This window comes from Klebsiella indica, from assembly GCF_005860775.1.
Lineage (GTDB): Bacteria > Pseudomonadota > Gammaproteobacteria > Enterobacterales > Enterobacteriaceae > Klebsiella > Klebsiella indica.
In genome coordinates, this window is the sequence record NZ_VCHQ01000024.1 from 44,398 (window position 1) to 70,877 (window position 26,480).

General features: G+C 52.2%; 27 protein-coding genes and 3 tRNA genes. 17 read left to right on the forward strand and 13 right to left on the reverse strand.

All coding sequences use genetic code 11. From position 1 onward, the window contains the following. Positions 1-15 precede the first annotated feature (15 nt). The 6 genes from opgB to FE839_RS16285 all read right to left on the reverse strand — a co-directional run bounded on the left by opgB (position 16) and on the right by FE839_RS16285 (position 5,756). Positions 16-2,307, reverse strand: coding sequence for a phosphatidylglycerol--membrane-oligosaccharide glycerophosphotransferase (gene opgB, locus FE839_RS16260; RefSeq protein WP_138361825.1), 2,292 nt, complete (start codon positions 2,305-2,307; stop codon positions 16-18). Between the two features lie 259 nt (positions 2,308-2,566). Continuing rightward, the gene (locus tag FE839_RS16265; protein WP_138361826.1) at positions 2,567-3,061 is read right to left on the reverse strand and encodes a YjjA family protein; all 495 of its coding nucleotides are present in this window, start codon (positions 3,059-3,061) and stop codon (positions 2,567-2,569) included. A gap of 65 nt (positions 3,062-3,126) precedes the next feature. Further along, positions 3,127-3,864 (reverse strand): replicative helicase loader DnaC, encoded by a 738-nt coding sequence (dnaC, locus tag FE839_RS16270; protein WP_138362050.1) that lies wholly within the window; start codon positions 3,862-3,864, stop codon positions 3,127-3,129. Positions 3,865-3,866: 2 nt separating this feature from the next. Beyond that, on the reverse strand, positions 3,867-4,409 hold the full coding sequence (dnaT, locus tag FE839_RS16275) for a primosomal protein DnaT (protein WP_138361827.1): 543 nt from the start codon (positions 4,407-4,409) through the stop codon (positions 3,867-3,869). A 106-nt stretch (positions 4,410-4,515) separates the two neighbouring features. After that, positions 4,516-4,989 (reverse strand): threonine/serine exporter, encoded by a 474-nt coding sequence (locus FE839_RS16280; protein ID WP_138361828.1) that lies wholly within the window; start codon positions 4,987-4,989, stop codon positions 4,516-4,518. Continuing rightward, positions 4,980-5,756, reverse strand: coding sequence for a threonine/serine exporter family protein (locus FE839_RS16285; protein WP_138361829.1), 777 nt, complete (start codon positions 5,754-5,756; stop codon positions 4,980-4,982). Before FE839_RS16285 ends, FE839_RS16280 begins: the two co-directional genes overlap by 10 nt. A gap of 280 nt (positions 5,757-6,036) precedes the next feature. Here FE839_RS16285 and pobA point away from each other — a divergent pair, with 280 nt between their 5' ends. The 4 genes from pobA (at position 6,037) to bglJ (ending at position 9,706) form a co-directional block, all read left to right on the forward strand. Next, positions 6,037-7,221: a 4-hydroxybenzoate 3-monooxygenase gene (gene pobA, locus FE839_RS16290; protein WP_138361830.1), complete on the forward strand. Its 1,185-nt coding sequence runs from the start codon at positions 6,037-6,039 to the stop codon at positions 7,219-7,221. 21 nt (positions 7,222-7,242) lie between these two features. Continuing rightward, entirely contained in the window at positions 7,243-8,112 is an 870-nt protein-coding gene (locus FE839_RS16295; RefSeq protein WP_138361831.1) for a helix-turn-helix domain-containing protein, read from the forward strand. 273 nt (positions 8,113-8,385) lie between these two features. After that, a complete protein-coding gene (locus FE839_RS16300) occupies positions 8,386-9,078 on the forward strand; it encodes a LuxR C-terminal-related transcriptional regulator (protein ID WP_171034903.1) in 693 nt (230 codons plus the stop codon). Beyond that, complete coding sequence (gene bglJ, locus FE839_RS16305) at positions 9,068-9,706, forward strand: DNA-binding transcriptional activator BglJ (protein WP_171034904.1); 639 nt, start codon at positions 9,068-9,070, stop codon at positions 9,704-9,706. Before FE839_RS16300 ends, bglJ begins: the two co-directional genes overlap by 11 nt. A 57-nt stretch (positions 9,707-9,763) precedes the next feature. Here bglJ and FE839_RS16310 read toward each other — a convergent pair whose 3' ends face one another. After that, a complete protein-coding gene (locus FE839_RS16310) occupies positions 9,764-10,222 on the reverse strand; it encodes a YbaK/EbsC family protein (RefSeq protein ID WP_138361832.1) in 459 nt (152 codons plus the stop codon). A gap of 344 nt (positions 10,223-10,566) precedes the next feature. Between FE839_RS16310 and FE839_RS16315 the strand changes: the two genes are divergently transcribed. After that, positions 10,567-11,910 carry a PTS sugar transporter subunit IIC gene (locus FE839_RS16315; protein WP_138361833.1) on the forward strand — a complete coding sequence of 448 codons (1,344 nt, stop codon included), beginning with the start codon at positions 10,567-10,569 and terminating at the stop codon, positions 11,908-11,910. A 42-nt stretch (positions 11,911-11,952) separates the two neighbouring features. Here FE839_RS16315 and fhuF read toward each other — a convergent pair whose 3' ends face one another. Together fhuF and FE839_RS16325 are read right to left on the reverse strand one after the other, a co-directional pair. Continuing rightward, the gene (gene fhuF, locus FE839_RS16320; RefSeq protein ID WP_138361834.1) at positions 11,953-12,741 is read right to left on the reverse strand and encodes a siderophore-iron reductase FhuF; all 789 of its coding nucleotides are present in this window, start codon (positions 12,739-12,741) and stop codon (positions 11,953-11,955) included. Between the two features lie 111 nt (positions 12,742-12,852). Beyond that, positions 12,853-13,899 carry a GGDEF domain-containing protein gene (locus tag FE839_RS16325; protein WP_138361835.1) on the reverse strand — a complete coding sequence of 349 codons (1,047 nt, stop codon included), beginning with the start codon at positions 13,897-13,899 and terminating at the stop codon, positions 12,853-12,855. Between the two features lie 265 nt (positions 13,900-14,164). Between FE839_RS16325 and FE839_RS16330 the strand changes: the two genes are divergently transcribed. After that, complete coding sequence (locus FE839_RS16330; protein WP_138361836.1) at positions 14,165-14,404, forward strand: DUF1435 domain-containing protein; 240 nt, start codon at positions 14,165-14,167, stop codon at positions 14,402-14,404. A gap of 19 nt (positions 14,405-14,423) precedes the next feature. On the opposite strand, the gene FE839_RS16335 is transcribed toward FE839_RS16330, so the two are convergent. The 4 genes from FE839_RS16335 to rsmC all read right to left on the reverse strand — a co-directional run bounded on the left by FE839_RS16335 (position 14,424) and on the right by rsmC (position 15,937). Then, positions 14,424-14,510, reverse strand: a tRNA-Leu gene (locus FE839_RS16335). Between the two features lie 31 nt (positions 14,511-14,541). Further along, positions 14,542-14,628, reverse strand: a tRNA-Leu gene (locus FE839_RS16340). A gap of 27 nt (positions 14,629-14,655) precedes the next feature. Beyond that, positions 14,656-14,742, reverse strand: a tRNA-Leu gene (locus FE839_RS16345). A 166-nt stretch (positions 14,743-14,908) separates the two neighbouring features. After that, on the reverse strand, positions 14,909-15,937 hold the full coding sequence (gene rsmC, locus FE839_RS16350) for a 16S rRNA (guanine(1207)-N(2))-methyltransferase RsmC (protein WP_138361837.1): 1,029 nt from the start codon (positions 15,935-15,937) through the stop codon (positions 14,909-14,911). A 157-nt stretch (positions 15,938-16,094) separates the two neighbouring features. On the opposite strand from rsmC, the gene FE839_RS16355 reads away from it, so the two are divergent. From FE839_RS16355 to deoA, 11 genes are all read left to right on the forward strand, one after another. Next, positions 16,095-16,508 (forward strand): DNA polymerase III subunit psi, encoded by a 414-nt coding sequence (locus FE839_RS16355; RefSeq protein ID WP_138361838.1) that lies wholly within the window; start codon positions 16,095-16,097, stop codon positions 16,506-16,508. Beyond that, positions 16,477-16,923 (forward strand): ribosomal protein S18-alanine N-acetyltransferase, encoded by a 447-nt coding sequence (rimI, locus tag FE839_RS16360; RefSeq protein ID WP_138361839.1) that lies wholly within the window; start codon positions 16,477-16,479, stop codon positions 16,921-16,923. The genes FE839_RS16355 and rimI overlap by 32 nt, the downstream gene beginning before the upstream one ends. 14 nt (positions 16,924-16,937) lie before the next feature. Further along, positions 16,938-17,615 carry a pyrimidine 5'-nucleotidase gene (gene yjjG / locus FE839_RS16365; protein WP_138361840.1) on the forward strand — a complete coding sequence of 226 codons (678 nt, stop codon included), beginning with the start codon at positions 16,938-16,940 and terminating at the stop codon, positions 17,613-17,615. A gap of 92 nt (positions 17,616-17,707) precedes the next feature. Beyond that, positions 17,708-19,297 (forward strand): peptide chain release factor 3, encoded by a 1,590-nt coding sequence (prfC, locus tag FE839_RS16370; protein WP_138361841.1) that lies wholly within the window; start codon positions 17,708-17,710, stop codon positions 19,295-19,297. 218 nt (positions 19,298-19,515) lie between these two features. Continuing rightward, a complete protein-coding gene (gene osmY, locus FE839_RS16375; RefSeq protein ID WP_138361842.1) occupies positions 19,516-20,127 on the forward strand; it encodes a molecular chaperone OsmY in 612 nt (203 codons plus the stop codon). 123 nt (positions 20,128-20,250) lie between these two features. Then, positions 20,251-20,412: a DUF1328 domain-containing protein gene (locus FE839_RS16380; RefSeq protein WP_071200058.1), complete on the forward strand. Its 162-nt coding sequence runs from the start codon at positions 20,251-20,253 to the stop codon at positions 20,410-20,412. A 120-nt stretch (positions 20,413-20,532) separates the two neighbouring features. Further along, a complete protein-coding gene (locus FE839_RS16385; RefSeq protein WP_138361843.1) occupies positions 20,533-21,606 on the forward strand; it encodes a patatin-like phospholipase family protein in 1,074 nt (357 codons plus the stop codon). Further along, entirely contained in the window at positions 21,603-22,382 is a 780-nt protein-coding gene (locus FE839_RS16390; RefSeq protein ID WP_138361844.1) for a TatD family hydrolase, read from the forward strand. Before FE839_RS16385 ends, FE839_RS16390 begins: the two co-directional genes overlap by 4 nt. A gap of 146 nt (positions 22,383-22,528) precedes the next feature. Beyond that, the gene (locus FE839_RS16395; protein ID WP_138361845.1) at positions 22,529-23,806 is read left to right on the forward strand and encodes a NupC/NupG family nucleoside CNT transporter; all 1,278 of its coding nucleotides are present in this window, start codon (positions 22,529-22,531) and stop codon (positions 23,804-23,806) included. 421 nt (positions 23,807-24,227) lie between these two features. Further along, positions 24,228-25,007 (forward strand): deoxyribose-phosphate aldolase, encoded by a 780-nt coding sequence (gene deoC, locus FE839_RS16400; protein ID WP_138361846.1) that lies wholly within the window; start codon positions 24,228-24,230, stop codon positions 25,005-25,007. Positions 25,008-25,142: 135 nt separating this feature from the next. Next, positions 25,143-26,465, forward strand: a complete 1,323-nt coding sequence (gene deoA, locus FE839_RS16405) for a thymidine phosphorylase (protein WP_138361847.1) — start codon at positions 25,143-25,145, stop codon at positions 26,463-26,465. The last annotated feature ends 15 nt before the right edge of the window (positions 26,466-26,480 follow it).

Consider the following 26,480-nt stretch of genomic DNA (forward strand, 5'->3'; position numbering starts at 1 on the left):
CCGGGCGGGTTTATTTTATCCTTCGCGTTTTACCACTTTGATCTCAACCATACCGATACCGAGCTGGCGTGGGGAATGACCGAGAATATTGCCCTCGTTGGTTGACTGCGGATCTGGCGGCGTAATGGTCAAGGTATTGCTGCGTGACGGATTATCAAAATGCAGGGTGGTGGTGGTGACGGTGTTAGCCAGCGTGAGCGTTTGCTCGCTGTCGCCAACGCGTACGGGAATTGGCTTATTGGCATTCGGACCATAGGCTTTGGCGGTAATCACCAGATCGAATTTCTCCGGCAGCGGCGCTTTATATTCTATCTTCACGTCACCGCCAAGCTGCGCGTTGGACCAGCGCCCCCATGATTCCGGGCGGGAAATGCCGCTGAATTGTTTCACTTCCTCCGGCGCGCCGGCAACGTTAAAAATGAAACTGTCGGCTTTATAACGAATATCGTTATCGACAATCTTCAGGGTATTAACATTGCTCTTATAGCGCCCCATGTCGATAAGGGTATCGTTGAACGCCGTCTTGCCCTGCCATTGCGCTTTGTCGACACGCTGGACGTGCTGTTCGCCGCCCAACTGTCCCTGCGATACGCACCAGTCCGTAGAGAGCGCCAGCGCCGGCGACCATAGCTGGCCCATCTTGTAGCAGCGATCGATCCAGACGAAGTTGTCGCGCGGGGCAAAATCAGCCAACTGAAAGCGCAATGGCGCAGAGTATTCGCTTTCCGGCAGCGGTTCAACGCGCTTACTGGAGATACGCAGCAGTAACGGCAGGCGGAAATGGCTGCCGGAAAATGAAACCATGTTCTTCTGCGCATCGATGGTGAAATTCTTCATCTCTTTAGGGAAGTTCCACAGCCGGATGATATCTGGTTTCCATGCCAGCACTTTTTCTTTCATGTTCAGGAAAATAGCGGAAAGCGACTCGCCGGAAAGGCTGCTGCGGCCAAGGCCAATAAAGTTATCGCCGCCGAGGATATCAAGCACCGTTGCGCCGTTGTCCATCGTATTACGCTTGACCGTCAGGATATCCTGCTGCGGTTGATCGCCGCGCAGGACGAAAAAAAGATCCCGGCGATCCTGTTTGTTCAGATAATCCCACGCGGTGTTTTTCATCGCCAGGTGATCGGAAGATACGACGATGACCGTGTTTTTGAACCAGGGCGAGGCTTTTATCTTGTTAATCAGCGCGGCAATATGCTCCTGACTACAGGAAACGGCGCTGAAGGAAAGGTTCTTTTTACCATCGATTTCGTAGCTTTTTCGCTGGCAACTGCGGGAGATAAAACCATCCGGATGATGGGTATCGACCGTCAGCGCGAACAGCGAGAAGCGTTTTCCCGATTGTGAAAGGGCGACGAATTTTTTCCAGGTCTCATCAAGAACGGTGTCATCATAGAAACCCCAGTCGTTACGGTAAGTGGGATCGGCGACCGTTGCTTTGAGCTCTTCCGCACCGTACAGATGATCGAAGCCGTGAGATTTGAGGAAGACATCTTTGCCGGCGAAGCGCAGGTTAGCCCCCTGGACGAAGTAGTTTTCGTAGCCGGAGTTTTTCAGGATATCGCCCAGACAGATATTTTGCGGGAAAAAGCTGGAGACCGAGGCCGATGCATTGCCTTCAAACGGCGCAAACAGCGGGATCCCGCACTGGGAGGCGACCATCCCGGCAATGGTGTAGTCGGTACCCGGTAGCTGGGCGGTATTGCTGAAATCCAGACCCTCGTTTTTCAGTTTTCCGAGTTCGGGAGTCAGCTTCGGGAACGCGTCGTTGTCAAAATAAGTCCGTTCAAGGCTTTCCCCATAGATATACACCAGGTTCAGCTTCGGATGTGCAATGCTCTTTGACGGTTCTTTATAGTAAGCCACAAAATCGGGATCGCCATCGCGTGACTGGGATTTGACCAGTTCGCTAATCTGGCGAAAGGCGGGGCTGGCATCGACTGAAGCCATCGCCAGAACCAGTGCGGCAAGGCTGTAGCCAAAATGATGAGGATGATGCTGACGACGGCGCAGCACCCAGCCGAGCGCAGCAAACACCGCAACCAGCGCGATCACCAGCCCAATACCTGGCAAAATATATTTGCTCACGCCTGCGCCCGTCAGGCTGTTGGTCAATGTATAGAGTACTGCATCGTTGATACCGTCGCCGGTGAAGTAATCGCTGGCGTAAAGGGTAATATTCAGAATAACGAACAGGCCCAGTACGGTGAGCGTGACGGCGAACCACCAGGTATTACGACCTGCTTTTAATGCGTAAATCATCACCGAGGCAAGAAACAGGGCGATAGATAACAACTCAGACACAGCTCATCCTCATTCATGCCAGCTGTCGGCTGGCCGGGGCAGATCATTTTCCACACTACACTGTAATTGCCGCTTCATATTGCTGCAATTATAGGGTCATGAAATTGTGCTTTGGTTCAGAATTGGTTTAGAAAACGCCGTTTTTGATCTGCTTCACATCGTGCCCGGAGGGGGCTCAAACTGACATCTGTGCAACAAATTGCCATGACGGCCGCGCTGGCGGAGCTAAGTCGCCAAACGCGGCATGATAAGGAAGGGATCAGGAGAGGAAGTTAACGCCCTGTTTTAAGACCAGATCGCAGGCTTTAGTTTTCACTTTTTCCGCCAGTGGGCTGCTGCCAAGGCTATTCAGATTCAACTGCTGGCCGTCTTTGCTACTTAATAGCCCCTGAAGGCCCTCAAGGTAGTTGGTGTCCTCTTTTTGCTTCTCCTCAGTGTTGAGGCCCAGTTTATCCAGAACCTGATTTTTGATGTTTTCGCCATTAGTTACCGATGCCAGCTTCTGTTTCGCACAATAGGACATAATCCCGGCGGCATTATTCATGCTGCTGGAAGTCAACGACTGGCTTCCGCCGTTTAGTAAGCCGGTGAGCGAGGAGAGGGATATACCGCTGCTTTGCTGGCTATCGCTCTGGGCGCTGAGCTGGTTAGCGGCGCTGGAAAGAGAATCCTGCCAGGAGCTGGCGTGGGCGCCGAAAGTCAGTAAAGCGGCTGACACCATCGCCGTGCGGAACAACATTTTTGTAGATTTCATAGACATACTCTTCGCCGTGATTTAACGATCGTGTAATTATAGCGCTGGCAGGGTTCAGAAATATCTTAATACTCTTTCCCGGTCACACGGTCGCGATAACTGTCCCAGTTAAAATTGACCCACAGGCTGTTGCCGAGTCGCATGCGATCCATAACGCGCTCGCCAAGCAGTTTATTCATTTCGTCCATATTGCTGTTAGTCAGCATGCCGGTAGGGCGTTTTGATGAAGAGCGGCGGTCGACAATCTGGTTGATGATGACCTTCTCGTAGCGCGATTCCGTTTGCATGCCGATTTCGTCAATCACCAGCAGATCGACCTTACTCAGGTCAGTAAGGAGCTGCTCTTCGCTGGTTTCCCGGTTGCTAAATGTTTCTTTCATCGCCGACATAATATCGGCGACGGTAATAATTAATACTGACTTACCGCGTAGCAGCAGTTCATTGCAGATTGCGGCGGCGAGATGATTTTTTCCGGTGCCCGGTTTGCCGGAGAAGATAAAACTGGCGATGTTGCCGTCGAACTCCTCGACGTACTGTCGCGCCCTGGATAGCGCGATCATCTGGCCTTCGCACTCTACCCGGTAATTATCCAGCGAACAGTTCTGATGCAGGGGGCGAATGCCGGAGCGGTTAAACGTGCGCTGCATTTTCATGGCGCGGTTTTCACGCGCCAGCGCTTCCGAACGCAGTTTGCCCTGCTCTTTTTGCCAGGCCAGCAGTTCTTCACCTGTTTTAAACGCGGGTTCGATATGGGCTGGCATCATTTTTTGCAGGCGCTTCATTAAATCGCCGACATTTTTCATGCTCATCCTCGGAATCCTCGTGGAATATGGTTATCAGGTTCGCTGATCGCGTTGACATCGCGTCGCGGCTGACCCCCGTTGCTGGCCCGGCCAATCTGCACGCTGCGCGCCAGCTTCTGTTGCCACTGGACATGATGAAAGACCTTGCCTTCCGCCTGCCAGTAAGCGATGAACGCGGCCAGTTCTTCCGGCGTGACGGGCTGGCTCAGGGCAATGCCCCAAAGCGCGGCCAGACGCTGGAAATCCGCATCCGGCTGCCAGTCGGCATACATTGGAAATTTACCCATCGGCACGACGCAAGGTTCCGCCTGAGGAGGCTCGGCAAAAAACTGCGCGTCCAGCGCAATATCGCTACCAGGGCGCGATAGTCTGGCCTCCAGTTCCAGCAACGTTGCCAGACGTTCCGGCGTGAGCGCATAGAATGCGGGGGCATTGTTGGCGAAGACGGCGACGACGCCGCTGGCCGATTTTGCCAGTACCGTTGCGTGATCCTGCATGAAGTCATCCAGACCGCTAAAATCGGTAGTTAATATTCGTGAAGACATAAATCAATCTCAACTCTGAACGACAATGAAAGAGGGGAACTGCACACATAGTAGCATAGGGTGCGCTCAGGAAGGAGCGCCGCAGGTGACCCGGCGACGCGAACCGTTATACGCGCGGACGTTTGCGGTAGAGCCACAGGCCTGGAATAGAAAGGCCGATAGATAATGCGCCAACAATAGACGAGGTCTTAAGAAAGTTGCTCAAGAGCATCACCATCATCTCTTGCGAATAGCCAAAGTGGCTGATTTTTACCGCTGAAATCATCGCGGTATAGGCGGATATACCGGGAAACATAGGGATGACGGCCGCAACGGTGAAAATTTTCGGGTGCGCCAGATACCAACGGGACCACTGGATCCCGATGCAGCCAACCAGCAGGGAGGCCATAAATGTCGACCACTCAATATTAACACCCGCCGTCATCATCACCATGCGCGAACCGTGGCCGATGGCCCCCAGCAGGGCGCACCAGCGCAGCGCGCGCTGCGGCACGTTAAATACCATGGCAAAACCTACGGCAGGAATAGCCGCCAGGACCATATCCTGCGCAAGGGCGAGGAGATACATGATTATACCCATCCGCGTAACCCCCATATGGTCATTGCCATCACCACACCAATGCAGGTGGCGAGCGTTAGCAGACTGGCGATGGCCCAGCGTGCAAGACCGGTATTGATATGCCCTTTAAACATGTCGGCAACGGCATTAATCAGCGGAAAACCGGGAACCAACAGCAGTACACTGGCGGCCATCGCGATTGTCGGCGTACCGGCAAAAGCCGGAAGACGCAGCATCAGTCCGGATATTGTGGTGGCCACAAAGGCGGTAAGGCAGAAGTTAATCTGCGGATGCATTGAGCGGTGAGTGAGCACCTGGCGAATATACATGGCCACCGCGCTGGCGCAGAAGGTCACCAATGCCCCGTCCCAACCGCCATTGTTGAGTTTACAAAAGCAGGCGCAGGAGAGGCCGACCATTAAAACCAACTGCCATCGCGGATAGCGCAGCGGTTTGATTTGCGCGAACCGCTTTTCAACATCCTTATAATCCAGCAGCTTATGCTCCGCCATAATCACAATATGTTGAACTTCCGTAACGACATGCATGTTGATGCCGCGATCGGCATTTTTCCGCGTTGACGTCAGACATTCACCATCTTTAATGGTGGTGAGCACAATCGCGTTGGAAGAGATGGCGCTTTCAACGCTATCCATTCCCAATGCCCGTCCCAGGCGGGTTGAAAGCTCCTCAACCAGTGCGCTCTCTGCGCCATGTTGTAATAAGAAAAGACCACATTGAATGCACAATCGCGTGATTGCGCGTTGAGTTGCCTGCGTTGCTTGCATAAATACCTGCTGTCCGTGATGCCTGATGCTGTCGTGTCTGGCGATACTTTTACCTGAAGTCTTGTTTTAGCTGAGCGGTCAGGATCAAACAATGTGTAAAAAATCGCCCGTCTGTTGGCCTCTGGAATTTGACCTCTGCCACATTTCCGCAAGATTGATAAAAAGTGCAATTTTTGCACCAATTCTTACCTTCTTTTTCCTGCCCGACTTATCAAAAATGCAAATTCGAACTTTTAATAAACAAAAAATCAACAAATAATTAACTTGCTGAGGCGATCCTATGAAAACACAGGTTGCGATTATCGGCGCGGGTCCTTCCGGACTCCTGCTGGGGCAGTTGTTACATAACGCTGGGATCCAGACGGTCATTCTTGAGCGGCAAACGCCTGAGTATGTGTTAGGGCGGATTCGTGCGGGGATTCTGGAAACTGGAACGGTGGAGTTGTTGCGTGAAGCGGGCGCTGCCCGGCGGATGGATGCTGAGGGTCTGGTGCACCACGGGATCGAGTTTCTGTTTGAGGGACAGCGCGTACCGGTTGCGTTGACGGAGCTTACTGAAGGCAAAAGCGTCATGGTTTATGGGCAGACCGAAGTGACGCGCGATTTAATGGCGGCGCGTGCGGAATGCGCAGCACCGATTATGTATGGCGTTACGGACGTCATCATTAATGATGCGAAAAGCGACCGGCCCTCGATCTCGTTTCGCTGCGATGGTGAAAACTACCGTCTGGCGTGCGACTTTATTGCGGGCTGCGATGGGTTTCACGGTGTTTCCCGGCAAAGTATTCCTGACGGCATCCTTAAAGAGTATGAAAGCGTCTGGCCGTTTGGCTGGCTTGGGCTGCTGGCGGATACGCCGCCGGTTAATCCGGAGCTCATTTACGCCCATCATGAGCGTGGGTTTGTGCTTTGCAGTCAGCGTTCACTAACCAGAAGCCGCTACTACTTGCAGGTACCGCTCAGTGAAAAGGTTGAAGCATGGTCTGATGAACGTTTCTGGGATGAGCTCAAACGTCGGTTGCCTGATGATCTGGCGAATAAGTTAGTGGTTGGTCACTCACTTGAGAAAAGTATCGCGCCGCTGCGTAGCTACGTGGTGGAACCGATGCAGTATGGGCGATTATTTCTGGTGGGGGATGCGGCGCATATCGTACCGCCAACGGGGGCAAAAGGGCTGAATCTGGCGGCATCCGATGTCAACTATTTGTGGCGGATCCTGCGTGAATATTATCACCATGGACGCGCCGATCTGTTAGCAAGCTATTCTCGTCTGGCGCTGGATCGTGTCTGGAAAGGTGAGCGATTCAGCTGGTTTATGACGCGTCTGTTGCATGACTTCCCCCAGCAAAGCGAGTTTGACAGAAAAATGCAGGCGGCGGACCGTCGCTATTTTCTTGAATCACGTGCCGGTTTAACCACTATCGCTGAAAACTATGTCGGTCTGCCGATGGTGTGTGTGGCGTAAGCGATAAGATCCGGAGCCATCATGCAGACAGATAACATCGTTCCCGTTTTTAAACTGTATGGTGAAGATCGCGACTGGCCAACGCCCGACCTTTTGCACTGTGAATCGATACTGCAGCGTAGCCGTCTGTATGAATGGCATATCCGCGTGCATCAGCATGCGGAGTTGGTGCAATTGCTGTATCTGCATAAAGGGCAGGCTGCCATCGAAATTGAAGGGGCCACCACCGTGATGACGGAATCCTGTATTCAGGTTGTTCCGGCGTTATGTATTCATGGGTTTCATTTTTCGCCGGGAACGGAAGGATATGTTTTATCGCTGGCGTTGCCGCTGCTTAGAGGTTTCGAAAATCAGTTTGGGCGGCAACTGGATGTACTCGACCAGCCGCAGTGTGTGCCGGTGAAAACGTCCAGGAGCCATATCCGTGCCCTGTTTACCGCCATACAGGAAGAGTACCGTGAGGATCATGATGCGCGCGAAATGATGCTGCATTCGCTGTTGGGGGCGCTGCTGGTTTGGTTAAACCGGCGGTATCGACCGCAGCTAATCACGGAGGATAAAGCTGAGCGTAAGCGCACCGTCATGCGTCATTTTTCGCGTCTTATTGAAAGCCACTATCGCGAGCATATGCCTTTGACGGGTTATGCCCGGCGGGTTGGTATATCTGTGACGCATCTGAATTATTTATGCCATGAATTTTATGGCTGTAGCGCGCTGGGCGTTCTACATCAACGGTTGATGCTTGAGGCTCGTCGTAACCTGCAGTATACCAGCATGACAATTGCACAACTTTCTGATTATTTGGGATTTACTGAGGCTGCTTATTTCTCCCGTTTCTTTCGTCGCTATAGTGGGGAATCACCTAAAGCATTTCGGAAGAAAATAAAATAAATCATAGTTGGCTCATCTCTCTTGCGTTAGCATATCTAACGAAGGTTTTAACCATTTCTAATTTATTGCTGACAAATACCTGTGTTAATGTTAATTATTGGCATGGATAACGGCAATATGTTGCTCGCCATAATATAAATTGACTTCAGCGCACGAGATAGTGTGCTCGCCAGGGACGACAAAGATTTATTTCGGCAGAATAATCTGATGGATGCACAATTATTCATCTGATCTTTTGCCTGGGCTGAATCTTCAACAGGAAGCGGAGAGTTTATGTTACCAGGAGAGGGGAAGCACTGTATTATTATTAGTAGCGCTCCGGTTATGCAGTGTGGGCTAAAAGCCATTGTGGGGGAGTATCGCCCTGATTACGAATTCAGTTTCTGTCGCTCTCCGGAAGCGTTAACCTTACTACAATTACGTTGTGCGCTGCTGGTTATTGCAGATCTCTCCAGCGGAATCGATCAACCTGGAGATATATGTGAATATTACCATTCTTTAATGATTCAATATCAGAATATACACTGGGTATTTATGGCCGGAGATGCCTGTTATCCATTAGCGGTTGAGTTATTAATGCGGTCGGGAAGCACATTAATTTCTAACAGTGAACCGGTGAACTACCTCATCGACGCGATTTGCCCAGGAGGAAATGCGACTGAACGCGTCAGCGAGGCGGGATGCCGCCCGGAAAGGGGAAATATTGATGAAGAGATGCATCAACGGGCCATACTGACGTTTTCTGAGCGGAAGGTGCTGAGGCTTCTCGCAAAAGGGTGGGGAATTAATCAAATCGCCGCTTTATTGAAGAAAAGTAATAAAACAATAAGCGCGCAAAAAAATAGCGCTATGCGGCGCTTATCTTTACGCAGCAACGCAGAAATGTATGCCTGGATTAACAGTGTTCAGGGAATGAGAACGCTGAATATTGATTCGGCCAATGAGGACCGGCAGAATGGAAAATAATCACATAACGCGATATATTGCTGTCGTCGAAAAATGTACGATGACGGAAGTGGCGCTTCACCACATATTAATGAATGAAAGCGATAAGAAATTTTGTGTTCGTTTTTTTAAAGATACTCAGACATTAAAGCAAGCATTTAAATCTGATAATTTTTCCGCGATTATTTTTTCACTTTCGGGTAATCGTCGAGCGCGTCTGGAAAGTTTACTTTTCCTTAATGAAGTCGCACACTATTACCCTGAAATACAAAGAATTGTCCTGGCAAATGATGAAGCCGAAATGCGTTTGATCGTTCATCTGGTATCTTCTCGTTTACATGGTCTGTTGAATAAATCAGCGTGTCGGATTGAGTTGCAGGAACGCTTGCTGCAGATTCTTAATCTCAACCCTCAGGTAAATGCGGCAGATATGAACCCAAAAACGAGGTTGTGTCATCAGATCCTGAGCCCAATGGAACATACGATTCTGAGATATATGTCCTACGGCTATTCCCTGGCGGAGATAGCGACGCAGCTGAAACGAAATATCAAAACTATCCGCGCGCATAAATCGAATGCGATGACTAAGCTTGGCGTCAGTTCTGATATGGGGCTATTGAGCGCAGCAGATATTCTGCTGCGCCTGTAGTGGAGCTCGGATGTTGCCAGAAGCACGAGAGGCCTGCTCTCTCCAGCCTGGTGTTACTTAACAGCAAACATCAATCCAGGTGGCGTCAGTCAACTGCGCCATTCGTTCGGGTGAAATGCGAACGGCGCTATGGATTGATCCTGCGGCTGGCAGGACTTCGGGGTATTGCTTGAGTGAGATGTCACAGTAAACCGCCAGCGGAATTTCCAGGCCAAATGGGCACACACCACCGACGGGATGCCCGGTTAGCGTAACCACCTCATCACTGCTTAGCATACGTGCTTTAGCGCCGAACGCTTCTTTGAGTTTTTTATTATCCAGGCGTGCATCGCCTTTCGCGACAACAAGCACGACCCTTTCTTTGACTTTTAAGGACAGGGTTTTTGCTATTTGCCCGGGCTCAACGTTATGCGCCGCTGCGGCTAAGGCGACCGTTGCTGTACTCTGATTAAGTTCGATGATTTCGATATCGGGGGCGCGGTCAGCAAAGAACTGCCGCACGGACTGCAGACTCATTGGAATCTCCTGATTAAGGCTTGTTAAAAATCTGTCACAAGCTTCGCAAAGTGTAAATATCATTGGGGGATAATCAAGAATCTTTCCAATTTCTGGATCTCCTTCACAATCACTGCAACCGGTTACTGTAACCGGTTGCGGGTTTTCATATAGATATGAATACTGGCAACGTGATTTCCCGCGTCACCTATAACAAAAGAGCCGTATATGAACCGGATCTGGTTGCGCAGCCAGTGCGCCAGGAGTGCTATCCGACGTGCTGACCCACTCACCAATCCGGGGTCATTGCTGCGGCAAGATAATCGTTGCCGGGACTGTTTATCTGGCCTGTCAGGAGGGCTGCTATGTCTGCTAACCATGCTGCATTTAATTTGATATTTCGCTTTGTAGAAAATTACATCAGCCCGGCCGCGGGACGTATTTCGTCTCAGCGCCATGTTATGGCTATCCGCGACGGTTTTATTTCCGCCATGCCGTTTATGATTGTTGGCTCTTTTCTTCTCGTCTTTGCTTACCCGCCGTTTTCGCCGGATACCACCTGGGGGATTGCCCGTGCCTGGCTGGATCTGGCAAAAGAGTATGAGGGGCGAATTCTGACGCCGTTTGATATGACGATGGGCATTATGTCTATCTACATTTGTGCCGCGATTGCCTATAACCTCGGCAAGCATTACGAAAAAACGAATCAGCTTGATCCTTTTATGTGCGCGATGCTGTCGATTATGGCCTTTCTGCTCGTAGCGGCACCAAAGACGAATGGCAGTTTGCCGGTTGATAGTCTGGGGGGAACGGGGATCTTTACCGCCCTTCTTGTGGCGGTTTACTGCGTCGAAATGATGCGCTTTCTGAAAGCGCATAACATCGGTATTCGCCTGCCGGATCAGGTGCCGCCGATGATTAAAAACTCTTTTGATCTGCTGATCCCGGTGCTGGTTGTGGTGGTGACGCTCTATCCGCTCAGTCTGTTTATTCAGCATCATTTCGATATGCTGATCCCTCAGGCCATTATGGCTATCTTCAAACCGCTGGTTTCTGCGGCGGATTCGTTGCCCGCCATTTTACTGGCGGTACTGATTGCTCATCTGTTGTGGTTTGCCGGTATCCACGGTGCGGCGATTGTCTCCGGTATGCTGCAGATGTTCTGGCTAACCAATCTTGGCATGAACCAGCAGGCCCTGGCGCAGGGCGCACCGTTACCGCATATCTTTATGGAAGCGTTCTGGACATTCTTTATCGTCATTGGTGGTTCGGGAGCCACAATGGGGCTGGTATTTTGCTATCTGCGCAGTCGCTCCGCGCATTTGCGTTCGATTGGTCGTTTGAGCGTGGTGCCAAGCCTGTTTAACATCAACGAACCGGTGATTTTCGGTACGCCAATTGTGATGAATCCGGTGTTCTTTATTCCTTTCCTGTTGGCGCCGATGGTTAATGCGGTACTGGCCTGGGCGACAATGAAGCTGGACCTGATTAGCCGGGTGATTTCAGTGGTGCCGTGGACGGCGCCGGCACCGATTGGCGGCGCATGGGCGTTAGGCTGGGATTTCCGGGCAGCTATTCTGGTCGTTATTCTGGCGTGCGTTTCGGCGATCATTTATTTCCCATTCTTTAAAGTGTACGAGAAACAGTTGCTGACCCAGGAGGCAGAAGAGGCGCAGCGTATTGCCGCGGAGAGTCAGCAGACGGCATAAACATGACGGGTGGCCGGGCTGGTCGCCCGTTTCAGGAGAAGGCTATTTCAGCGTACAGTCGCCGCATTGTTGAACATCCGCCAGACGATAGCGCTGGCAGCAGGTGCGGCGCACGAGTTGTCCTTCGCGTAAAACCACCGTTCGCCACAGCGGGTTATCCTGACCGTCGGCAAGCTGTTTTTCAAAGAAGCAGTGTTGGCGAATTTCGGTGACTTTTTCATCCCCCAGCAGGGCTTTCATTTCCCCCAGATACCAGTTGATCAGATAGCCAGTATTGCTCCAGATAAGCTTGCCGTTGATATCACCAGTGGCTTCCAGCGCCTGAACGACGGGCTGTAAAGCATGGGTGACCAGCCTTTCCATTCGTGATGAAGCGGATTGTCCGGAGATGTTCTCCGCTGAATGGATGGCGATCCAAAAACAGGCGGCACGGCCAGTTTCATGAAATTCGACGCGAATATGCTCCGGCGCCAGGCTAATGGCACGCTCCTCGCTCAGCAGAGCCAGCATTAGCGGCGGAACCAGTAAACCGATGTACCATTGCGCCCACAGGGATAACAACGGTTTTTGTTCACGCGCATGCTTGGGATGGTTGCGATAAATGTGGTCTGAATACGTCGCCAGCAGGGAACTTAGCGCCACCGGCTGTGACCATTCTGTCAGGGTTAATGCATGATGTGGCGCTTGTTCATTCAGTCGGAGAAAATCCAACAGATGGGGGCGTAATGTCGCGATCTTGTCCCGAATCGTATTCGCCAATGCCTGCTCAGGCGAAGAGAGCGGCGCCCGCCAGATGAGATCATTGTTGAATGAGAGTGATCGGTAAGCCATCGGATATAAAATGAAAATATAAATGAGAATGATTTTTGATATTAATATCCTGATGTTGACCTGGCAAGAGATTTGTCTACGCGATGATGTCGTGCAGGGGGACAGCCAGATCTAGCTGGCGAGAATGATGTTACGCCCCATATTTTTGGCTTCATAAAGGGCGTTATCCGCCCGTTTCAGCGCACTATCAACATCGGCATCAATCAGCGGCGTCATACCAATACTGATAGTGACATTGGTCGCGACACTTTCATTAAACATATGGGGAATTTTCAGGTCGTAGACTCGTTGACGGATCCGTTCCGCAGCCTGAAGCGCATTTTCCGCCGTACTGTTGGTCAACAGCACCATAAATTCTTCGCCGCCAAAGCGGGCAACGATATCGCGTGAGCGCACGGCGTTGCGGATGGCGGCGGAGACCTGAATCAGCGCCTGATCGCCCATCATATGCCCATAATGATCGTTGTAAGCTTTGAAATGATCAATATCCAGCAGCAGGACGTAGTGCTCGGTATTTTCTAATGAAAGAACAGTATTCAACTGATTCTGTAAACCTCGGCGGTTATACAAACCAGTAAGCGGATCTAACATACTGAGATCGTTAAGCGTGTTACGTTCCTTCAGAAGCTTATCCATAAGCCCTTGAGTGAATATTTCGCTACGCTTCTGAATGACGTTCTGTAGCGTGATACCGACAATGGGCAGAAAAAAGTACCAGCACATCCGTATCCATTGCCCTCTGTCATCAAGAATCAAACAGACAGTAAATGTCGGCAAAGAGTACAGGGTGAACGCAATGATATTGCTGGAAAAAGCAATAGTGCCAATAAACAGTACGCTTAATAAGGCAATCACCAGGTAGTTAAAATGCGGTGAACCTATCACCGCTGATTTTACCGCAATGTGCCATGCCCAAAGCAGGCCAAATATAAGAGAAATAACTGAAATACTTATTTTACGCCGGGAAAATCGCCAGTGCCATAGCAACAAAACCGTACTGCAGCCAACAATCATAAAGCAAGGCAGAGTATAAGTAATGACGCTAAAGAGTGGACTGACCAGAGACAACGTGGCAGAAACAAAACTAAGCAACAGGAAGAGCCGTAAGGAATACTGATATTTTTGCTTGTGATGTACGCGCCAGGATTGTGCAGTCATGTTGGGGTAGTCATTATTAGTCGTTAAAATACAATATGATGGGTGCTAAAAATAAATAATGAAAAAACACCACACAAAATAAGCTTTTTTGTGCATTAATCAGGAATTTTAATATATAGTTTTCGTTCGCTTAATTTATCACCTTCATGAATGTATGTCATTACCGTAAACGTAAAGAATAGAGTCTTGCAGCTTACCAGATATGACAAATGATAAAAATTACCATATGATATTGGTTATCATTATCGTTGTGAGAGGTGGAAACATGTTGCAGCGAACCTTAGGGAGTGGTTGGGGCGTTCTGATCCCTGGCATATTGATTACCGCCCTCGGTTTTGCCGATTTGTCGGTTGAGGCCTGGCGCGGATTAGTCACTTCAGGAATGCTGATGTCAGCCGCGATGATTTGGCATCGTCAGTTACGGCATTTCGTTCTGTTACCGTCATGTCTCGCGCTGGTAAGTGGGATGATGCTGATGATAATGAATTTAAGGCTGATGGGATAATTCAGAAGGGGAAGAATATTGGTGCGAGGGGGGGGACTTGAACCCCCACGTCCGTAAGGACACTAACACCTGAAGCTAGCGCGTCTACCAATTCCGCCACCTTCGCACAGTATTCTTCATTTTTGATATCGCCTCGTTGGTGCGAGGGGGGGGACTTGAACCCCCACGTCCGTAAGAACACTAACACCTGAAGCTAGCGCGTCTACCAATTCCGCCACCTTCGCCCAGTGCGAGCAATATCAACGTGGTTTTGGTGCGAGGGGGGGGACTTGAACCCCCACGTCCGTAAGGACACTAACACCTGAAGCTAGCGCGTCTACCAATTCCGCCACCTTCGCATACCATCGACACTATGAAAGTATCGCTACCACGGAGGCGCATTCTAGTGGTTTTCAGCTATTCGTCAATAGTTAATTGTATCAGTTGGATTGATTGTTGCAAAAATGGACGGCTGAAGGGGGATGTCGGCGACAGGCATGCGCTGTCGCCGGAACAGGTGAAAGATTATTTCTTTGCCTGATGGGTCATAACCGTCCGGTAGACCTTAAAGCGACCGGTTTGGGCGATAACTTCGTGAAAGCCGAAGGTCTCATCCAGCACGTTCGGATAAGGCAGGAAGGCGTTGGCGACGATACGCAACTCTCCGCCGCTATTCAGATGACGGACGGCCCCGCGAATCAGCGTTTGCGCGGCTTCCAGACTGGTCTGCAGACCATCATGGAAAGGCGGGTTGGAGATAATCATGTCGAAGCGCCCCTTCACTTCGGAGAAGACGTTGCTGGCGAACACTTCCCCTTCCATGCCGTTGGCGGCAAGCGTGGCGCGGCTGGCCTCTACCGCCGGAGCGCTGACGTCGCACAGGGTTAAACGAACTTTTGGTGAATGGCTTGCCAGCACGGTTGCCAGCACGCCAGCGCCGCAGCCGACATCAAGCACTTTGCCTTTCGTATGGGGTGTCAGGGTAGAAAGGAGCAACTGGCTGCCAATATCCAGCCCATCGCGACTGAAGACGCCCGGCAGGGTTTTAATTGTCAGATTGTCCAGCGCGTATTCGCCCCAATACTGTTGTGGATTGAATTCGGGCTGTTTTTCCAGACGACCGTGATACAGCCCGCAGCGCCGCGCGCTGTCGATTTTGCTTAGCTGCGCATATTCGGCCAGCATCTGCTCCGCGCTGCGTACGCCGCTGCGGTTCTCGCCAACCACGAAAATATCGCTACCTGTGGGTAATAGCGAAAGCAGGTTCATCAACTGAAACTGCGCTTCCGGCTTGTTCTTTGGCCAGTAGTAAATAAGTGTGTCGCAACCGGCGACGTCGCTGGCTTCAGCGACCAGACTAAAGCGGGCATGTTCACCCATCTGGCGGCTCAGTACCTGCCAGTGGTGAAACTGCTGGGTATGGGCGCGGCTGGCGGCTGTGTCCAGACGTGCGGGCAGATCATCCTGCAGGTCACCGGCAAACAGAACGCGGGCGGACTCGAAATCATCACTGTGGCGCAGCAAGACTTCACTTGCCGGGGTAAAAGCGGACATGAAACACTCCTTCATTGAGACTGGCGCCGATTATACACGTTATCTTTCGGGCTGCCTCTTTGTCAGACGCGGGACACCGACCAGCGGCAGCGGCTTTGTTGGCGCAGATACGACGGATTTGTTATATTGCGCGCTGGATTAACAGGAGTGTTTCGCTATGACATCCCGACGAGACTGGCAATTACAGCAACTGGGGATTACTCAGTGGTCGCTACGTCGTCCTGGGGCGTTACAGGGTGAAATCGCTATCTCGCTGCCCGGGAGTATCCGTCTGGTGATGGTGGCGGAAGCATTGCCATCGCTTAGCGAACCGCTGGTCAGTGATATTTTACGCGCGCTGGCCCTGGCCCCGGAACAGGTTATGCAATTGACGCCTGAACGTGTCGCGATGCTGCCGCAGGATACCCGCTGTAATAGCTGGCGATTGGGCACGGACGAACCGCTGCCGCTGGCGGGGGCTCAGATATCGACACCCGCATTCGATGAACTTCAAACCAGTACGCCTGCCCGCAGGGCGCTCTGGCAACAAATTTGCGCACATGAACACGATTTCTACCCTCAACGCGGCTGATTTGCCCCGCGCCTGGCAAATCGAAACGCGCGCCCACGCGTTTCCCTGGAGCGAGCAGACGTTTGCCAGCAATCAGGGAGAACGCTATCTCAATTTTCAACTGGCAGTGGACGGCGAGATGGCGGCCTTTGCCATTACGCAAATCGTGCTCGACGAAGCAACACTCTTTAATATCGCGGTCGATCCTGCTTTTCAGCGTCGCGGCCTCGGCAGAGAACTGCTGGAACATGTGATTGACGAAGTGGAAAAACGCGGCGTCGTCACCCTGTGGCTGGAGGTGCGCGCCTCTAATCTCGCCGCCATCGCACTCTATGAGCGCTTAGGCTTTAACGAGGCGACCCTTCGTCGCAACTATTATCCCACGGTCGACGGGCGTGAGGATGCAATCATTATGGCGCTGCCAATCAGTATGTAAGACAAGGTGAGACGATGAAATGGGACTGGATTTTCTTTGATGCCGATGAAACGTTATTTACGTTCGACTCATTTAGCGGTCTGCAGCGAATGTTTCTCGATTATAGCGTGACGTTTTCCGCCGAGGATTTTCAGGATTACCAGGCCGTGAATAAGCCGCTGTGGGTGGATTATCAGAACGGCGCTATCACGTCTCTTCAACTGCAGCATCAGCGCTTCGATAACTGGGCCGAACGGCTGAATGTCCCCCCTGGCGAATTGAATGCCGCATTTATGAATGCGATGGCGGAGATCTGTTCGCCGCTGCCGGGGGCGGTATCGTTACTTAATGCGTTGCAGGGGAAGGTGAAAATGGGGATTATCACCAACGGTTTTACCTCACTGCAGCAGACGCGACTTGAGCGTACCGGATTATGCGATCACTTTGATTTATTGATTATTTCCGAAGAGGTTGGGGTGGCGAAGCCGGATGTGCGTATTTTTGACTATGCGCTGGCGCAGGCGGGAAGTCCCGAGCGTTCCCGGGTGTTGATGGTCGGCGATACCGCTGAGTCGGATATTCGTGGCGGCGTCAACGCCGGTCTGGCGACCTGTTGGTTCAACCCTCATCAACGGGAACTGCCTGCGGATCTCCATCCGGACTGGACGGTCACCTCGTTAAGCGAACTGGAGCAACGCCTGTGTAAACACTGATTGCCTCCCCTCCATTGATGGGTAAAATAGCCGCAATTTTTTCGTATTCAACATGCGCGGCGCGTTGTCGCGTTTACTAAGAAGATTGAATTATGACGTTGTCTCCATATTTGCAGGAGGTGGCTAAGCGCCGCACTTTTGCCATTATTTCTCACCCGGATGCCGGTAAAACCACCATTACGGAAAAGGTGCTGTTATTCGGACAGGCGATTCAGACCGCTGGTACGGTAAAAGGCCGTGGCTCCAGCCAGCATGCGAAATCTGACTGGATGGAGATGGAAAAGCAGCGTGGCATCTCTATTACCACCTCCGTTATGCAGTTCCCGTATCACGACTGTCTGGTTAACCTGCTGGATACCCCCGGGCACGAAGACTTCTCCGAAGATACCTACCGTACCCTGACGGCGGTAGATTGCTGCCTGATGGTTATCGACGCCGCGAAAGGCGTTGAGGATCGTACCCGTAAGCTGATGGAAGTCACCCGCTTGCGCGATACGCCGATCCTGACCTTTATGAACAAACTGGACCGTGACATCCGCGACCCGATGGAACTGCTGGATGAAGTGGAAAATGAGCTGAAAATTGGCTGTGCGCCGATCACCTGGCCGATTGGCTGCGGTAAGCTGTTCAAAGGCGTCTATCACCTTTATAAAGACGAAACTTACCTGTACCAGACCGGCAAAGGCCACACCATTCAGGAAGTGCGCATTGTTAAAGGTCTGAACAACCCGGAACTCGATGCTGCCGTGGGCGAAGACCTGGCGCAGCAGCTGCGCGACGAGCTGGAACTGGTGCAGGGCGCTTCTAACGAGTTCGATAAAGAGCTGTTCCTGGCCGGTGAAATCACGCCGGTTTTCTTCGGTACCGCGCTGGGTAACTTCGGCGTTGACCATATGCTGGACGGCCTGGTGGCATGGGCGCCCGCGCCGATGCCACGTCAGACTGATACCCGTAAGGTAGAAGCGAAAGAAGAGAAGTTCACCGGCTTCGTGTTTAAGATTCAGGCCAATATGGACCCGAAACACCGTGACCGCGTGGCGTTTATGCGCGTCGTTTCCGGCAAGTACGAGAAGGGCATGAAAATGCGCCAGGTTCGCACGGGCAAAGACGTGGTGATCTCTGACGCCCTGACCTTTATGGCTGGCGATCGTTCCCATGTGGAAGAGGCGTATCCGGGGGATATTCTCGGTCTGCACAACCACGGCACCATTCAGATTGGCGATACCTTTACCCAGGGCGAGATGATGAAGTTCACCGGTATCCCGAACTTCGCGCCGGAGCTGTTCCGTCGTATTCGCCTGAAAGATCCGCTGAAGCAAAAACAACTGCTGAAAGGGCTGGTCCAGCTCTCTGAAGAGGGGGCGGTGCAGGTTTTCCGTCCGATCTCTAACAACGATCTGATCGTCGGGGCCGTTGGTGTGCTGCAGTTTGACGTGGTCGTCGCGCGTCTGAAGAGCGAATATAACGTAGAGGCGATTTACGAATCGGTTAACGTGGCGACTGCGCGCTGGGTTGAATCAACCGACGTGAAAAAGTTCGAAGAGTTTAAGCGTAAGAACGAAACTCAGTTAGCGCTTGATGGCGGTGATAACCTCACTTATATCGCTCCGACGATGGTTAACCTGAACCTGACCCAGGAACGTTATCCTGACGTGCAGTTCCGAAAAACACGCGAACACTAATCCACTCCGGAGCGCGGTTTTCGCCGCGCTCCACGCACTTTACCCTCTGCGATTGCCTGTCTGGAAAGTTCTTAATTGTGGCGCTTCGTCGCGCTTTTTTACCTGCTCATGCCGCGTTTTCTGGTTTTTCTACTACATTTAATAAGTCATTCTTACATTTCTGGCTTAATAGACTGCTTATTTTGCTTTATCTGTTAAAAAATAACGAGGAACTCACAATGACAAGACCAAAGAACGCCAGGACAGTACTGGCTCTCCTCTTCGGCTCAGCCATCATCAGCGCCTCGGCATATGCGGAAAACTCAACCCTCGATAGCGTCAAATCTGCTGCCAGCCGTGCGGGGCAGGCGGTGGATAATTCGATGGATAAAGTCGGTAATTTCATGGATGACAGCACCATTACCGCCAGAGTGAAGGCGGCACTGATTGACCATAAAGAGATTCGCAGCACCGATATTTCTGTGAAAACCGAAAATAAAGTCGTTACGTTAAGCGGGACGGTGGATAGCGCTGAGCAGCGTAAACAGGCGCTTAGCGTTGCCAAAGCCGTTGAAGGTGTGGCCTCCGTTAACGACAAACTTAGCGTGCAGAACGAACAATCCGCGTCCCTGAAGGGTTACGCTGGCGATACGGCAGTCACCAGTGAAATCAAAGCTAAATTACTGGCTGACGATATTGTTCCGTCGCGAAACGTGAAGGTAGAGACCACCGATGGCATCGTGCGTTTATCCGGCACGGTCGCCTCCAGCAAACAGTCGGCGCGGGCGGAGGCGATTGCCCAGGCCGTTTCCGGCGTCAAAAGCGTAAAAAACGATCTTAGCGTCAAATAAATCCATTCATTAACAGCATTTCTCTGCGGTCTTTCCGCTGAATGTGTAGCACCACAGGGTTGTGTATGCGCGGTCTGAACGCGCAGAAAATCAACCGTCATTAACTCTGGTAAGGAGAGACGTATGTTTAGATGGGGTATTATTTTTCTGGTGATCGCGTTAATTGCTGCTGCCCTGGGCTTTGGTGGCCTGGCGGGCACCGCTGCCTGGGCTGCTAAAATTGTCTTTATCGTTGGTATTATTCTGTTTCTGGTCAGTCTCTTTACCGGCCGTCGGCGCCCCTGAACGTTAGCCTGTGAAATACCGTCTTACATAAAGCCAGTCGCTGCGACTGGCTTTCTCTGCTTCCGGGCGTTAAAAATTGCGTTACCTTTGTTTTTTACAATACGTAAGGCAGGAAGCAGGGTGGGGCATCGCATTCCCGTTACGCTGGGCAACATCACGCCATTATCTGTAAAACCCTTCCCGCCGGGCAAACTCGCCCTGGTGTGCGAAGGTGGGGGGCAGAGAGGGATTTTTACCGCCGGAGTGCTGGACGAATTTATGCGCGCGGGATTTAACCCATTCGATATGATGTTTGGCACTTCAGCCGGAGCGCAAAACCTGTCTGCCTATATCTGTAACCAACCCGGTTATGCCCGTAAGGTCATCACGCGTTATACCACCTCTCGCGAATTTTTCGACCCGATGCGTTTCGTTCGCGGCGGTAACCTTATCGATCTGGACTGGCTGGTGGAGACCACCGCGCAAAGGATGCCGCTGGCGATGGCTTACGCGGAAGAACGCTTTGCGCAGGGAAAAGCGTTCTGGATGTGCGCCTGCCGGGGTGATGACTATATGGCAAATTATTTTTCCCCGACCCAACAAACCTGGCTTGACCTGATCCGCGCGTCCAGCGCTATTCCCGGCTTTTATCGCAGCGGCGTGATGCTGGATGGCGTCAGCTACCTCGACGGCGGCGTCAGCGACGCGATACCCGTGCAGGAAGCGGCCCGCCGGGGGGCGCAGACCATCGTGGTGATTCGCACCGTTCCCTCCCAGATGTACTATACGCCGAAGTGGTTTCAACGAATGGAACGGTGGCTTGGCGAAAGTAGCCTGCAGACGTTTGTGAACCTGGTGCAGCATCACGAAACCACCTATCGTGCTACGCAACAGTTTATTGAGAAACCTCCGGGCAAGCTGCGTATTCTGGAGATATATCCGCAGAAACCCTTGAAGAGTATGGTGTTAGGTAGCCGTATTCCGGCGTTACTGGAAGACTACAAAACCGGACGCCAGTGCGGGCGTTATTTCCTCGCCACGATCGGTAAACTGTTGGCCGACCAGCCGCCGCTGTTGCGCCATGCGCCGCGTATCGCGGTGCCGAAAACGAGCGTTGTTCCGCCTGCACCTGTGGCCAATGAGATTCATCAGGCGTCGATTGTCGCCACGTCACAGGCCAATGATACCAGCATGAATAATGAGGATCTGGCGTGACCTTACGATTTATTGATACTCACTGCCACTTTGACTTTCCACCTTTTACCGGTGATGAAACCGCCAGTCTTGCCCGGGCGGCGGCCGCTGGCGTTACGCAGATCGTGGTACCGGCAATTGAAGCGGATAATTTCAGTCGGGTATTGGCGCTGGCGGAGCAACATGATGCGATATATGCCGCACTGGGCTTACATCCGATAGTCATTGAGCGGCATGATGAGCGTAGCCTTGAACAGCTTGAAATCTGTCTGACCGGGCGTCACGACAAGCTGGTGGCGGTGGGGGAAATCGGCCTCGATCTTTATCGTGAAGATCCGCAGTTTGAACGCCAGATTTCAATATTTGAAGCGCAACTGCGGCTGGCCAAACGTGACGATCTTCCCGTTATTATTCACTCCAGACGCACCCACGATAAGCTGGCGATGCTGTTGAAAAAACATGCTTTACCGCGAACCGGCGTGGTACATGGTTTTTCCGGTAGCCTGCAGCAGGCGGAGCGCTTTGTACAGTTGGGCTATAAAATTGGCGTAGGTGGGACGATTACCTATCCACGCGCCAGTAAGACCCGCGATGTGATGGCCAGGTTGCCGCTTTCGGCGCTGCTGCTGGAGACCGATGCGCCGGATATGCCATTGAATGGCTTTCAGGGACAGCCGAACAGCCCTGAACAGGTGGCTCGCGTTTTCGCCAGCCTGTGCGAGCTTCGACGGGAACCTGCGGAAGTGATCGCCCATGCCATAATGTGTAATACCAAAGACGTTTTTGCCCTCCTGTGACGATCTGTTAAGTGACGGATATCTCATTATTGCCTTTTTATATCATCGATTTGCTTAAAATATGTGAGCTGAAATGAGAATGATGATTTCATACCGTTATAATCGCGTGGCTTTTAGGTCGAACTATTAATACACAGGTATTCTGTATGCAAATTCTCATGGGACTTTTTGGCATGGTGGTGCTGTTAGCTATCGCTGTGCTTCTCTCCAGCAATCGAAAAGCCATCAATCTGCGTACCGTCCTCGGCGCCTGGATTATCCAGGTGGGGATCGGTGCACTGGTTCTTTATGTACCGGCGGGTCGCACGGCGCTGTTGGCCATGTCGAACGGTGTTGCCAACGTGATTGCTTATGGCAATGAGGGGATCAGCTTTATTTTCGGTGGGCTGGTTTCCGATAAGATGTTTGAGGTTTTCGGCGGCGGTGGATTTGTTTTCGCTCTCCGCGTACTGCCGGTGATTGTCTTCTTTTCTTCGTTGATCGCGGTACTCTACTACCTCGGCATTATGCAGTTTATTATTCGCATTCTTGGCGGGGCGCTGCGCGCGGTGCTGAAAACTTCGCGCACGGAGTCGCTCTCAGCCACGGCGAATATCTTTGTTGGTCAAACAGAAGCGCCGCTGGTGGTGCGTCCTTATATTGCGACGATGACGCGCTCGGAACTGTTTGCGGTGATGTGCGGCGGCCTGGCGTCTGTTGCCGGGTCGGTTCTTGCCGGCTATGCGCAGATGGGTGTGCCGCTGGAATACCTGATTGCCGCTTCGTTTATGGCGGCGCCTGGCGGCCTGCTGTTCGCGAAGATTATTGTACCGGAAACCGAGAAACCGCAGGACAGTCCGGCGATGGGGAAAAATGACGCCGACCCAGAGGCTCCGGCGAATGTGCTGGATGCCGCCGCCTCCGGCGCGGCTTCCGGGATGCAGTTAGCGCTTAACGTTGGCGCGATGCTGTTGGCGTTTATCGCCCTGATCGCGCTGGTGAACGGTATTCTTTCCGGCGTTGGCGGCTGGTTTAACTATCCCGATCTCTCTTTGCAATTGATCCTCGGTTGGGTTTTCTCGCCGCTGGCGTGGGTGGTTGGCGTACCGTGGAGTGAGGCTACCGTTGCCGGTTCTTTTATCGGCCAGAAGCTGATCATCAATGAATTTGTCGCTTATATGAATTTTGGTGAATATCTGAAAGCTGATGCTGACGTTGCCGCCGCAGGTTTACAGGTGATTTCCACGCATACCAAGGCTATCATCTCTTTTGCGCTTTGCGGCTTTGCTAACCTGTCATCCATTGCGATTCTGATCGGTGGGTTAGGAGGAATGGCGCCTAACCGTCGTCAGGATATTGCCCAGTTGGGTATCCGCGCCGTTGCGGCAGGTACGCTCTCTAACCTGATGAGCGCCACAATCGCGGGTGTATTCCTCGCGTTATAACTCACGCTTAACGATAAAACAGGCCAGCGGCAACACCGCTGCTGGCACTCGCCTTCTGATTGTTAAAATTCCCTCATTTCAGCAATAAAATAAATTTATTATTTATCAATAAATAATAAGGATTCTCTGTCGCTTTGGGTAAATTCTGCACACCGACAGCACGTTTTAATATGGTGTTATGTTATTATTGTCACATTTACGATCTGGCAGAAGAGGGGATGATGCGTACGCACCGGTTGACCCTGAACGCCTGAGTTCGGGTTTTTGTGTGAGTAATATCACATTTAATTAATGCAAATTAGCGATTGTCTTTCATTAATTGTGATACGTATCGAAGTGTGAGTGCGAGATGATGTTACAATAGTAACAGTCTCGCAAAGTGAATAAACGTTAAACCGGCAATACGCCGTCGGAGTATAAAATGACTGATTTAGCTGCAAGCAGCCTGCGGGCGCTGAAACTGATGGACCTGACTACCCTGAATGACGATGACACCAATGAAAAAGTGATCGCGCTGTGCCATCAGGCAAAAACCCCGGTTGGAAATACTGCTGCAATCTGCATTTACCCGCGTTTTATCCCTGTTGCCCGTAAGGCCCTGAAAGAGCAAGGCACGCCGGAGATCCGCATTGCGACCGTCACCAACTTCCCGCACGGTAATGATGACATCGACATCGCGCTGGCGGAAACCCGCGCAGCCATCGCGTATGGCGCGGACGAAGTTGACGTGGTATTCCCGTACCGTGCGCTGATCGAAGGTCGACAGCAGGTGGGCTTCGATCTGGTGAAAGCCTGTAAAGAGGCCTGTGCAGCGGCAAACGTGCTGCTGAAAGTGATCATCGAAACCGGTGAGCTGAAAGAAGAAGCGTTAATCCGTAAAGCGTCTGAAATTTCCATCAAAGCCGGTGCGGATTTCATCAAAACCTCTACCGGTAAAGTCCCGGTTAACGCAACGCCGGAAAGCGCACGCATCATGCTGGAAGTAATCCGCGATATGGGCGTTTCCAGAACCGTTGGTTTCAAACCGGCTGGCGGCGTGCGTACCGCTGAAGATGCGCAGCAGTTCCTGGCTATTGCTGACGAACTGTTTGGCGCTGACTGGGCGGATTCCCGTCACTACCGTTTCGGCGCATCCAGCCTGCTGGCAAGCCTGCTGAAAGCGCTGGGCCACGGGGACGGCAAGAGCGCCAGCAGCTACTAAGCCTTATATTGCCGGAGTTGTAGTGACGTAGGCCGGATAAGGCGCAGCCACCATCCGGCATCAATACGACTGCCGGGTGGCGCGTTGCTTACCCGGCCTACAATGGCCTTCTACTCTTTTCCCCTGGGGGTTACCGTGTTTCTCGCACAAGAAATTATTCGTAAAAAACGTGATGGTCATCCGTTAAGTGACGAAGAGATCCGCTTCTTTATCAATGGTATTCGTGATAACACCATCTCTGAGGGGCAGATTGCCGCGCTGGCGATGACCATTTTCTTCCACGATATGTCGATGCCTGAGCGTGTGTCGCTGACCATGGCGATGCGAGATTCAGGAACCGTTCTGGACTGGAAGAGTCTCAACCTTAACGGCCCCATTGTTGACAAACACTCCACCGGCGGCGTGGGTGATGTGACTTCGCTGATGCTTGGCCCTATGGTGGCGGCCTGCGGCGGCTACATTCCGATGATCTCCGGGCGCGGCCTCGGTCATACCGGTGGTACGCTCGACAAACTGGAAGCGATCCCGGGATTTGATATTTTCCCGGACGACAACCGTTTCCGCGAAATCATTAAAGACGTGGGTGTGGCGATTATTGGGCAGACCAGTTCGCTCGCACCGGCGGATAAACGTTTTTACGCCACCCGCGACATTACCGCGACGGTGGACTCCATCCCGCTGATCACCGCTTCAATCCTCGCGAAAAAACTGGCGGAAGGGCTGGATGCGCTGGTGATGGACGTGAAAGTGGGCAGCGGCGCCTTTATGCCGACCTACGAACTTTCTGCCGCACTGGCTGAAGCCATCGTTGGCGTTTCCAACGGTGCAGGCGTGCGCACAACGGCGCTGCTCACCGACATGAACCAGGTGCTGGCCTCCAGCGCCGGTAACGCCGTCGAAGTGCGCGAAGCGGTGCAGTTCCTGACAGGTGAATACCGCAACCCGCGTCTGTTCGACGTCACGATGGCGCTGTGTGCGGAGATGCTGATCTCCGGCAAGCTGGCGAAAGATGACGCCGATGCGCGAGTGAAACTACAGGCGGTGCTGGATAACGGCAAAGCGGCGGAAATCTTTGGTCGCATGGTAGCGGCACAGAAAGGGCCGAGCGATTTCGTGGAAAACTACGCGAAATACCTGCCGACGGCGATGCTCAGCAAAGCCGTCTATGCCGATACGGAAGGTTTTGTCTCCGCGATGGACACTCGCGCATTGGGCATGGCGGTGGTCTCAATGGGCGGCGGTCGTCGCCAGGCGTCGGACACCATTGATTACAGCGTCGGCTTTACCGATATGGCGCGTCTGGGGGACAGCGTTGACGGGCAGCGTCCGTTGGCTGTTATCCACGCCAAAGACGAAGCCAGCTGGCAGGAAGCGGCGCAAGCCGTCAAAGCGGCAATCAGCCTTGACGACAAAGCGCCTGAAATTACACCGACAGTCTATCGTCGTATTACCGAATAGCGGTATACTGATCTG

Coding starts and splice junctions, on each gene's coding strand:
- osmY (WP_138361842.1), top strand. CDS start 19,516: ATGACAAGACCAAAGAACGCCAGGACAGTACTGGCTCTCCTCTTCGGC.
- FE839_RS16280 (WP_138361828.1), bottom strand. CDS start 4,989: ATGGGTATAATCATGTATCTCCTCGCCCTTGCGCAGGATATGGTCCTG.
- FE839_RS16315 (WP_138361833.1), top strand. CDS start 10,567: ATGTCTGCTAACCATGCTGCATTTAATTTGATATTTCGCTTTGTAGAA.
- FE839_RS16355 (WP_138361838.1), top strand. CDS start 16,095: ATGACATCCCGACGAGACTGGCAATTACAGCAACTGGGGATTACTCAG.
- rsmC (WP_138361837.1), bottom strand. CDS start 15,937: ATGTCCGCTTTTACCCCGGCAAGTGAAGTCTTGCTGCGCCACAGTGAT.
- dnaT (WP_138361827.1), bottom strand. CDS start 4,409: ATGTCTTCACGAATATTAACTACCGATTTTAGCGGTCTGGATGACTTC.
- bglJ (WP_171034904.1), top strand. CDS start 9,068: ATGGAAAATAATCACATAACGCGATATATTGCTGTCGTCGAAAAATGT.
- FE839_RS16265 (WP_138361826.1), bottom strand. CDS start 3,061: ATGAAATCTACAAAAATGTTGTTCCGCACGGCGATGGTGTCAGCCGCT.
- FE839_RS16310 (WP_138361832.1), bottom strand. CDS start 10,222: ATGAGTCTGCAGTCCGTGCGGCAGTTCTTTGCTGACCGCGCCCCCGAT.
- pobA (WP_138361830.1), top strand. CDS start 6,037: ATGAAAACACAGGTTGCGATTATCGGCGCGGGTCCTTCCGGACTCCTG.
- FE839_RS16380 (WP_071200058.1), top strand. CDS start 20,251: ATGTTTAGATGGGGTATTATTTTTCTGGTGATCGCGTTAATTGCTGCT.
- FE839_RS16395 (WP_138361845.1), top strand. CDS start 22,529: ATGCAAATTCTCATGGGACTTTTTGGCATGGTGGTGCTGTTAGCTATC.
- FE839_RS16285 (WP_138361829.1), bottom strand. CDS start 5,756: ATGCAAGCAACGCAGGCAACTCAACGCGCAATCACGCGATTGTGCATT.
- deoC (WP_138361846.1), top strand. CDS start 24,228: ATGACTGATTTAGCTGCAAGCAGCCTGCGGGCGCTGAAACTGATGGAC.
- fhuF (WP_138361834.1), bottom strand. CDS start 12,741: ATGGCTTACCGATCACTCTCATTCAACAATGATCTCATCTGGCGGGCG.
- prfC (WP_138361841.1), top strand. CDS start 17,708: ATGACGTTGTCTCCATATTTGCAGGAGGTGGCTAAGCGCCGCACTTTT.
- FE839_RS16300 (WP_171034903.1), top strand. CDS start 8,386: ATGTTACCAGGAGAGGGGAAGCACTGTATTATTATTAGTAGCGCTCCG.
- FE839_RS16295 (WP_138361831.1), top strand. CDS start 7,243: ATGCAGACAGATAACATCGTTCCCGTTTTTAAACTGTATGGTGAAGAT.
- rimI (WP_138361839.1), top strand. CDS start 16,477: ATGAACACGATTTCTACCCTCAACGCGGCTGATTTGCCCCGCGCCTGG.
- FE839_RS16330 (WP_138361836.1), top strand. CDS start 14,165: ATGTTGCAGCGAACCTTAGGGAGTGGTTGGGGCGTTCTGATCCCTGGC.
- FE839_RS16325 (WP_138361835.1), bottom strand. CDS start 13,899: ATGACTGCACAATCCTGGCGCGTACATCACAAGCAAAAATATCAGTAT.
- dnaC (WP_138362050.1), bottom strand. CDS start 3,864: ATGAAAAATGTCGGCGATTTAATGAAGCGCCTGCAAAAAATGATGCCA.
- yjjG (WP_138361840.1), top strand. CDS start 16,938: ATGAAATGGGACTGGATTTTCTTTGATGCCGATGAAACGTTATTTACG.